Raw genomic sequence first — 7,510 nt, forward strand, 5'->3', positions numbered from 1 at the left:
GGCGTGAGCTCATGACTGCGCAGTAGGCTCCAGCAACTGCGCGCCCGGTCCGCGCTCACCAAGTTGGTCGCCCTGGTTGCGCAACGGGCACGCCTCCATCGACAGGCACCCGCAGCCTATGCAGCCATTGAGCTTGTCGCGCAGCATCGACAGTTTATTGATCCGCTCATCCAGATCTTCCCGCCAGCGTGCCGACAGGCGTGCCCAATCCTTGGCGGTAGGCGTTCGGCCATCGGGCAATGCCTGTAATGCCTCGCCGATGGTTGCCAGCGGAATGCCCAGGCGCTGGGCGATCTTGATCACCACCACCCGCCGCAACACATCCCGTGGGTAGCGCCGCTGGTTGCCGGCATTGCGATTGCTTTTGATCAGCCCCTTGGTTTCGTAGAAATGCAGCGCAGTGACGGCCACGCCGCTGCGGGCAGCCAACTGGCCAACGGTGAGTTCCTTGTTGAGCATAAAACCCCCGATTCAGCGCTTGACCTTGACTTAACTAGAGGTTTTACCCTGCATGGCACTGGATCGCAAGATTCTGCCTACAAAGAAAGGGGAGTGTTCATGCAGGTATCAGAGAAGAGTCGCGGCTTCACACAGGTGATCGAATTTCACATCGACCCGCGCCAGCAGGAGGCCCTGGTGGCGGCCTTGACCGTGCAAAGCGAGCGACTGGCGCAGAGTCATGACGGCTTTTTGCGTGCGAGCGTGCAGGTCAGCGATGACGGGCGGCGGGTGCTCAACTACCTGCAATGGCAATCCCGTGAGGATGGCGAGGCGGCATTCAGGCGCTTCGAGCAGGGCGGTGAGGATTTCTGGACGCTGATCCGCGTGCACCGGGCCAAGGCGGTAATCTTTGATTCGTTCCAGGTGCTGCGCAGTTTTGAGCGCAGCCATGACGACGCCTTGCACTGCCGCCTAAATGGATAGATGCAGCATCCGCTCGCCCTGCAGGTTTTCCCCCGGCCTGCGCTTGTTCACCGCCAACTCGCCGATCTTGATCAGCCGCGCGCGCGTGACGTTGCGGCTCAAGCCCAGGAGGCTGGCGGTGTGCACCTGGTTGTAGTGGCTGAAGCGGTAAGCGGCGCGTAGCAGCGCGTCCTCGACCTTCTCGTGCAGGGCGCCGGCCTGTTCCTCGAACAGTTTTTGAAAGGCCCGCGCGAGCAACGCTTCGGCGCTGTTGTCGAGGCATTGCTGGCTGTCGTCCTGGCGTTCGATGCGCAGGTTCGACAGGCGCAGATCGTCGCGTTCGATCACGCTGTTGCGGCAGATCAGCAACGTGTGATGGATCACGTTTTCCAGCTCACGAATATTGCCCGGCCAGCTGTAGCTCTTGAGTTTGTGCTCGGCCTCGCGGCTGATGGTGACCGGGCCATAACCCAGGCGTCGGCTGTAGGTGTCGATAAAGTGTCGGGTCAGCGGCAGGACATCGCCCGGGCGCTCGCGCAGTGGGCTGAGCTCCAGGCTGACCACGTCGAGACGGTAGTAAAGGTCTTCGCGGAAATGCCCTGCGTTGATGGCTTTTTCCAGTTGTACATTGGTTGCCGCCAGTACCCGCACGTCGATAGGAATACTCTTGCGCGAGCCCAGGCGTACCACTTCACGTTCCTGCAGCACCCGAAGCAGCTTGACCTGGATCGGCAGGGGCAAATCGCCGATTTCATCGAGGAACAAGGTGCCGCCATCGGCCTCTTCGAACCAGCCCGCCTTGGCGCAGAGGGCGCCGGTAAAGGCGCCTTTTTCGTGGCCGAACAGCTCGGCTTCGACAAGGGATTCAGAAAACGCCCCGCAGTTGACCGCCACGAATGGCCGGTTGCGCCGCGCACTCAGGTTGTGGATGTGCCGGGCTACCAGCTCCTTGCCGGTGCCGGTTTCGCCGATGATCAGCACGCTGGCTTCGCTGGGCGCCACTTGCTGGATGTGGTCGAGCAAGGCCTTGGATTTCGGGTCTTCGAACACCTGGGCCGTGGCACGAATGGAGGTCGCGAGCGCAGGCGAGGGGGGGAGGGTTAATAACTGCATGGACACCTCTCTTGGAAATAAAATGCGGGAATTGCCTTTGGCGTGGCGCGGCAACATTGGCGGGCAGCGTTGTTTATAGAGTGATTCTCATATTCCGTAAATTAATTGATTTACATATTTATAGATCATAAAGAAATAAGCGGTTGTGATTATCGAATCTGCTGCAACGGTTGATAGCGACTATCGAGGACGGTGATTTTTCAGCGTGCGGGGGCGGGAGTAGCCTGTGTTCATTGATTCGACACCTCCTTTGCAGGGCCACCGCCATGATCCGCTCACTCGCTGTTTCGCTGTTGCTTGTCACCTCTGTCCTCGCCGGATGCGCGACCCATCCATCCCCGGAGCTGCGCCCCTACTCCGCCCAGGAAACCCGGCAACTGGCGCTGGAAGCGCTGAGTCGTCGCGGTTTGTCATTCGATGACTATCAACACCAGCGTGCGGCACTGACCGGCCAGCCACTCAAGTCGTTCGGTTTTGATCATCAGGGCGAAATGAATGCCGAGCGCAGCGTAGCCCTGAAGGATCGGCCCAGTTGAGCGGTGCGGTCGCGGTGAAGAGCCCGGGTTTCCCATAAGGAATCTCGGGTTTTTTGTTTTCCATGGCGTGACTTCAGCCTGTTAAGCTGAATTTCAGGAGCGTTCCTACGCACATTTTCATAAAGTGGTCCTTCTTTAACGGCATCCGATCAGTTAAACCTGACAACCTCTGTTCTGTTCGATGCCCCCGCGACACTGCTCTCGGGAACACGCTCTGCGAGTTTTTAACACCATGAATAAACGTCCGTTGTATTTCGACTACGCCGCCACCACGCCGGTGGATGAGCGGGTCATCCAGGTGATGGTTGAGTGTCTGGGCTTCAATGCCAATTTCGGTAACCCTGCGTCCAGCTCCCATGCGTTCGGCCAGGCGGCCCGGCAAACGGTCGAGCAGGCGCGTCAGCAGGTGGCCGAACTGGTCGGCGCCCAGCCCGAGCAAATTGTCTGGACCTCCGGCGCCACCGAGTCCAATAACCTGGCGATCAAAGGTGTGGCCCAGGCCCGTGGCGTAACCGGCGGGCATATCATCACCAGCCAGATCGAGCACAAGGCGACGCTCGACACTGCGCGGCAATTGCAGGATGCCGGTGTGGCGGTGACCTACCTGGTGCCTGATGCCGACGGCCTGATCAGTGTCGAAGCGGTCAGTGAGGCGCTGCGTGAAGACACTTTCCTGGTGTCGCTGATGCTGGTCAATAACGAACTGGGCACGTTGAACGATATCCCGGCCATCGGCGCCCGGGTGCGTGAGCAGGGGGCGTTGTTCCATGTGGACGCGGCCCAGGGCGCGGGCAAGGTCGCCATCGACCTGGCGCAGTGGCCGGTGGACTTGATGTCGTTTTCGGCCCACAAGCTTTACGGTCCGAAGGGCATCGGCGCGTTGTACGTGGGGCCTCGCGCGCAGCAGAAGGTACTGGCGCAGATTCATGGCGGCGGTCATGAGGGCGGCTTGCGTTCGGGTACCCTGGCGACTCACCAGATTGCGGGCATGGGCACGGCGTTCGCCCTGGCGGCGGCGTCTTTTGCCGAGGAGAAGGCACAAATCGTGGCCTTGCGTCAGCGTCTGCTGGATCAGTTGGGGTCGATTGCGGGCGTGCGCCTCAACGGCAGCCCCACCCAGCGAATCCCTCATACCCTGAGCCTTACGTTCAGCGAAGGCGAATTCAACCCCAGTGCGCTGAGCGCCGGCATTGCCTTTTCGGCGACTTCAGCGTGCAATTCGGCGAGCAACGCGCCGTCCCATGTGCTTCTGGCCCTGGGGCATGACGCGCGCAGCGCCGGCCGTACCATTCGCTTGAGTCTCGGCCGCTTTACCACCGAGCGGGATATCGACGAAGCGGCACAACTGATCAAGTCGGCCCTGGCCAGCGCACCGGCGTTCTGGGCAGTCTGAAACTTGTCCGCAGTTCCATAACAATTATTAGTGGTTAGCAGGAGACACAATGAGTACGCAGCCTTTGACCTCTGGAACGGTTCCCCAGCGCCTGGCGCAGACCCGTGAGCTGATGCGCCGGGAGGGCATTCACGCCCTGTTGGTGCCGTCCGCGGATCCGCATTTGTCCGAGTACCTGCCGGGATACTGGCAGGGCCGCCAATGGTTGTCGGGATTCCATGGTTCGGTGGGAACGCTGATCGTCACCGCCGATTTTGCCGGTGTGTGGGCCGACAGCCGCTACTGGGAACAGGCGACCAAGGAACTCAAAGGCAGTGGCATCGAACTGGTAAAACTGCAACCGGGCCAACCTGGCCCCCTGGAGTGGTTGGCTGAACAGACCCCGGAAGGCGGCGTGGTGGCCGTGGATGGCGCGGTAATGGCCGTGGCGTCGGCACGGACCCTGGGTGGCAAGCTGGCTGAGCGTGGCGCGCGCTTGCGTACCGACGTCGACCTGCTCAATGAAGTCTGGCACGACCGCCCGGCGCTGCCGAACCAGCCGATCTATCAGCATCTGCCCCCGCAAGCGACCCTTAGCCGTGGCGACAAACTCGCAGCCCTGCGCGCCAGCCTGAAAGACAACGGTGCTGACTGGCATTTCATCGCGACACTGGATGACATCGCCTGGTTGTTCAACCTGCGCGGCGGCGATGTCTCGTTCAACCCGGTATTTGTGTCTTTCGCCTTGATCAATCAGCAGCAGGCCACTCTGTTCGTGGCGCTGAGCAAAGTTGATGCCGAGCTGCGGTCGGCACTCGAGCGTGATGGCGTGACCGTACGCGATTACAGTGACGTGGCCGACGCGCTGCGAGCTGTACCGGCAGGGGCAAGCCTGCAAATTGATCCGGCACGCGTCACGGCCGGTCTACTGGAACATCTCGACGCCGGTGTGAAGCGGGTGGAAGGCTTGAACCCAACCACCCTGGCCAAGTCGCGTAAAAGCCTGGCTGATGCCGAACATATCCGTCAGGCCATGGAGCAGGATGGCGCAGCCTTGTGCGAATTTTTCGCCTGGCTGGAAAAGGCCCTGGGGCGCGAGCGCATTACCGAATTGACCATCGATGAGCATCTGACGGCGGCGCGTACCCGTCGTCCGGGTTATGTATCGCTGAGTTTCAACACCATCGCGGCCTTCAACGCCAACGGCGCGATGCCGCACTACCACGCCACGCCAGAAGAGCATGCGGTGATCGAAGGCGATGGCTTGTTGCTGATCGACTCGGGCGGCCAGTACCTGGGTGGCACGACGGATATCACGCGCATGGTGCCCATCGGTACGCCGAGTGATGAGCAGAAGCGCGATTGCACGCGCGTGCTCAAGGGTGTGATTGCGTTGTCCCGTGCTCATTTCCCCAAAGGCATCCTGTCGCCGCTGCTCGATGCCATCGCGCGTGCGCCGATCTGGGCCGAAGGCGTGGATTACGGTCATGGTACCGGGCACGGTGTAGGGTATTTCCTCAACGTGCACGAAGGCCCGCAAGTGATCGCCTACCAGGCGCTGGCCGCACCGCAGACGGCGATGCAGCCGGGCATGATTACGTCGATCGAGCCGGGTACCTACCGCCCTGGGCGTTGGGGCGTGCGGATCGAGAACCTGGTGTTGAACCGCGAAGCGGGGACGACCGAGTTTGGTGAATTCCTCAAGTTCGAAACGCTGACGTTGTGCCCGATCGACACCCGTTGCCTGGAGCCGTCCTTGCTCAGCGCTGATGAGCGCGAGTGGTTCAACGCTTATCATGCCCAGGTACGCGAGCGTCTGAGCCCGTTGCTCAGTGGCGATGCACTCGAGTGGTTGCAGGTGCGTACAGCGGCTATCTGATTCAGGACTGGCTCGGGGCTTCGAGTACGAAGTCCTGAAGGTCCAGGCCGAATACCGCGTCGCATCACCGGCGCTGACTACCCATGCGACGCTCTTGTTGTGCGTCGCTCAGGTATCTATTTGCAAATGACGATCATGCTGCGACTGGTATAGCCGGCAGGGTTGAGGCCGAACGGATAATCCCCTGGCTCCTCGGAGTTCTCGCCGGATTTGGCGATAACCCGATATCCCTTGGCACCGCATGAATTGGCTGCGCTGGTGTAGCACTGGTCCCATGAGGAGGACAGGCCCGAACAGTTGATGTGCAGTCCTTTCTTGCCCCGTTTCACTTCTGTTTTTGTGGTCGCGGCACACCCAGCAATGCCTACGACCAGCAACAGTATCAAAATTCGATTCATTCCAATCCTTAAATAGCCGCTTCGCAAAAGGATCGAAGCCGGCCTTTACTCGCTCTCGAGCGTAGCGTTCATGCTGTCCGTGTCGAACTTCTCCATGAAAGACATCGTTTACCAGCCTAAACATGGCCTAAATGAGCGTTAAATACCAGAGCTGCCTGCAAAGAGCGTCAGTCGGCGGCTACCAGCGGTTTGGATTCGTTGCGCATTGTCAGCGTGGCACCGACGGAGGCCAGGATAATGCAGGTGATGGCCAGCCATTGCGCGAGCGTCAGTTGCTCATGCAGGAAGAACAGGCCGGAGAGGGCGCCAAACGCCGGCTCGATACTCATCAAGGTACCGAAAGTGCGAGCGGGCAGGCGGGTTAGCGCAACCATTTCCAATGTGTAGGGCAGGGCCGTGGACAAGATAGCCACGCCGATGGCCACAGGAATCAGCGCGGGGCTCAGCAACGCGGTGCCGGCGTGCACGATGCCGATGGGCGCGACGAACAGAGCCGCGATCATTACGCCGAGCGCGGCGGTCTGCACCCCGTTATCGTTCCCCGCCTTCTGGCCGAACAGAATATAGAGCCCCCAGCAAACGCCGGCGCCGAGTGCATACGCGGCACCCACCACGTCAATGCCACTGCTGGCTTCGCCCATCGGAATCAACAGGAGCAGACCGATGACCGCGAGCGCGACCCACAAAAAGTCCACTGCCCGGCGCGATGCATAGATGGCGACGGCGAGCGGGCCCGTGAACTCCAGGGCAACCGCAATACCCAGGGGGACGGTGCGCAGCGACATATAGAAGAGAAAGTTCATGCCGCCCAGCGCCATCCCGTAGACCACGACCGTGCGCAGGGACCTGGCCGTCAGCGTGGCGCGCCATGGGCGCAATAGAAGCAGCATGATCACGCTGGCGAAGATCAGGCGCAGGGTCGTGGTTCCTTGCGCACCAATAATCGGGAACATGCTTTTGGCCAGCGAAGCGCCGGACTGGATGGATGCCATCGCGATCAACAGCAGGCCAACGGGGAAGAGTACGGAGGCCGGGCTGCGGGGTGGGGTGGTCATTAAAGGTGTTGTCCGAAGTCATATATAGAAGGGCAGAGGGATTATGATGCTTAACTGTCACGAACTGCGCAATATATTGCTCAGTCTAGCAAGCGTTAAGGGGTTTCAAGCGGGATTGATAGAAAGTTCACATTAACGATTGACGTAGAATTTTATCTGTCTATAATTCGCCCCACTTCCGGCGCAGTCGAAACGGAAAACTCCTTGGTAAACAATGAGTTAAGCAGTTTTCGGCAGCAGGTCGCTTCAGTTCA

At 60.2% G+C, this 7,510-nt stretch carries 8 protein-coding genes; 4 read left to right on the plus strand and 4 right to left on the minus strand.

Features of this window, described 5'->3' with window-relative positions; translation table 11 throughout:
• Window positions 1-9: 9 nt before the first annotated feature.
• Entirely contained in the window at window positions 10-459 is a 450-nt protein-coding gene (soxR, locus tag BFP89_RS25610) for a redox-sensitive transcriptional activator SoxR (protein ID WP_065888237.1), read from the minus strand.
• 99 nt (window positions 460-558) lie between these two features.
• Between soxR and BFP89_RS25615 the strand changes: the two genes are divergently transcribed.
• Window positions 559-924 (plus strand): antibiotic biosynthesis monooxygenase, encoded by a 366-nt coding sequence (locus BFP89_RS25615; RefSeq protein ID WP_065888245.1) that lies wholly within the window; start codon window positions 559-561, stop codon window positions 922-924.
• On the opposite strand, the gene BFP89_RS25620 is transcribed toward BFP89_RS25615, so the two are convergent.
• Window positions 913-2,016 carry a sigma-54 interaction domain-containing protein gene (locus BFP89_RS25620; RefSeq protein ID WP_065888238.1) on the minus strand — a complete coding sequence of 368 codons (1,104 nt, stop codon included), beginning with the start codon at window positions 2,014-2,016 and terminating at the stop codon, window positions 913-915. The two genes, BFP89_RS25615 and BFP89_RS25620, sit on opposite strands and share 12 nt — an antisense overlap.
• A 266-nt stretch (window positions 2,017-2,282) precedes the next feature.
• Between BFP89_RS25620 and BFP89_RS25625 the strand changes: the two genes are divergently transcribed.
• The 3 genes from BFP89_RS25625 to BFP89_RS25635 all read left to right on the plus strand — a co-directional run bounded on the left by BFP89_RS25625 (window position 2,283) and on the right by BFP89_RS25635 (window position 5,803).
• The gene (locus tag BFP89_RS25625) at window positions 2,283-2,552 is read left to right on the plus strand and encodes a hypothetical protein (protein WP_065888239.1); all 270 of its coding nucleotides are present in this window, start codon (window positions 2,283-2,285) and stop codon (window positions 2,550-2,552) included.
• Window positions 2,553-2,784: 232 nt separating this feature from the next.
• The gene (locus tag BFP89_RS25630) at window positions 2,785-3,945 is read left to right on the plus strand and encodes a cysteine desulfurase family protein (protein ID WP_065888240.1); all 1,161 of its coding nucleotides are present in this window, start codon (window positions 2,785-2,787) and stop codon (window positions 3,943-3,945) included.
• Window positions 3,946-3,994: 49 nt separating this feature from the next.
• Window positions 3,995-5,803: an aminopeptidase P family protein gene (locus tag BFP89_RS25635; RefSeq protein WP_065888241.1), complete on the plus strand. Its 1,809-nt coding sequence runs from the start codon at window positions 3,995-3,997 to the stop codon at window positions 5,801-5,803.
• A 116-nt stretch (window positions 5,804-5,919) separates the two neighbouring features.
• Here the strand turns inward: BFP89_RS25635 and BFP89_RS25640 are convergent, their stop codons facing one another.
• On the minus strand, window positions 5,920-6,201 hold the full coding sequence (locus tag BFP89_RS25640; RefSeq protein WP_065888242.1) for a hypothetical protein: 282 nt from the start codon (window positions 6,199-6,201) through the stop codon (window positions 5,920-5,922).
• A 167-nt stretch (window positions 6,202-6,368) separates the two neighbouring features.
• Window positions 6,369-7,256 (minus strand): threonine/homoserine exporter RhtA, encoded by an 888-nt coding sequence (rhtA, locus tag BFP89_RS25645; RefSeq protein ID WP_065888243.1) that lies wholly within the window; start codon window positions 7,254-7,256, stop codon window positions 6,369-6,371.
• Window positions 7,257-7,510 lie beyond the last annotated feature (254 nt).

The organism is Pseudomonas sp. 31 R 17 (genome assembly GCF_900004915.1).
Taxonomy (GTDB): domain Bacteria; phylum Pseudomonadota; class Gammaproteobacteria; order Pseudomonadales; family Pseudomonadaceae; genus Aquipseudomonas; species Aquipseudomonas orientalis_A.

What these genes read in the sequence shown, in the direction of transcription:
- BFP89_RS25625 (WP_065888239.1), top strand. Translation starts at nt 2,283, where the DNA reads ATGATCCGCTCACTCGCTGTTTCGCTGTTGCTTGTCACCTCTGTCCTC.
- BFP89_RS25630 (WP_065888240.1), top strand. Translation starts at nt 2,785, where the DNA reads ATGAATAAACGTCCGTTGTATTTCGACTACGCCGCCACCACGCCGGTG.
- BFP89_RS25640 (WP_065888242.1), bottom strand. Translation starts at nt 6,201, where the DNA reads ATGAATCGAATTTTGATACTGTTGCTGGTCGTAGGCATTGCTGGGTGT.
- BFP89_RS25635 (WP_065888241.1), top strand. Translation starts at nt 3,995, where the DNA reads ATGAGTACGCAGCCTTTGACCTCTGGAACGGTTCCCCAGCGCCTGGCG.
- rhtA (WP_065888243.1), bottom strand. Translation starts at nt 7,256, where the DNA reads ATGACCACCCCACCCCGCAGCCCGGCCTCCGTACTCTTCCCCGTTGGC.
- BFP89_RS25615 (WP_065888245.1), top strand. Translation starts at nt 559, where the DNA reads ATGCAGGTATCAGAGAAGAGTCGCGGCTTCACACAGGTGATCGAATTT.
- soxR (WP_065888237.1), bottom strand. Translation starts at nt 459, where the DNA reads ATGCTCAACAAGGAACTCACCGTTGGCCAGTTGGCTGCCCGCAGCGGC.
- BFP89_RS25620 (WP_065888238.1), bottom strand. Translation starts at nt 2,016, where the DNA reads ATGCAGTTATTAACCCTCCCCCCCTCGCCTGCGCTCGCGACCTCCATT.